This window comes from Vibrio sp. 10N.222.49.C9 (assembly GCF_041474985.1).
Classification (GTDB): Bacteria; Pseudomonadota; Gammaproteobacteria; order Enterobacterales; family Vibrionaceae; genus Vibrio; species Vibrio crassostreae_C.
The window spans coordinates 1-554 of the sequence record NZ_JBFRVD010000903.1 but is presented as its reverse complement, the minus strand read 5'-3'; the positions used below and the strand labels follow the sequence as shown (position 1 = coordinate 554).

The window sequence follows — 554 nt, the reverse complement described above, 5'->3', positions numbered from 1 at the left end:
GGTGCTGTAGCAGGTTGGGATATTAATCAATGGAAGATTACGCTTCCAGTTAGCGAGTCTTACTATAAAGAGCATTTTGGAGTGGGTAGCGACTTAAATGATCGCGACTCGGCAGCAGAATTAATTCCTGCTGATTGTGCTGGGAAAGATACACTGACTGCTGATACTACCCTCCCCTACTACGTATCGCATGAAGGTGGCCGTACTCACTTTATTGCCGACTTGGGTGATGCAGGAGTGGCGACAACTACAAATACGAAATATACGAGATCCGAACTTCGAGGCTTGTATCATTATGATACGGAGAGTCGTTGCAGTGCTTCTGCACAAAACTGGGCTATCCCGGATAAAGCCAATCACAATCTTTCAGCGACTTTGCGTGTTGAACAATATCCGAATGTGTCTGAACCTAAGGTGATTGTTGGTCAGGTGCATGGTTACCGAATTAAGCAGGCTTTGATTAAGTTGCAGTGGGATGGGCCATCCAAGGACTTTCGAGCGATTATCAATAACGACTTTGAGCTGGACGATCAGTTATGCGATGCATCTAAGTG

The 554-nt window shown here is 45.7% G+C and carries 1 protein-coding gene; it reads left to right on the top strand.

What is annotated here, in order from left to right:
• Window positions 1-554, top strand: a 554-nt coding sequence (locus AB4585_RS26155; protein WP_372171677.1) for a polysaccharide lyase family 7 protein, incomplete at both ends; no start/stop codon positions are given.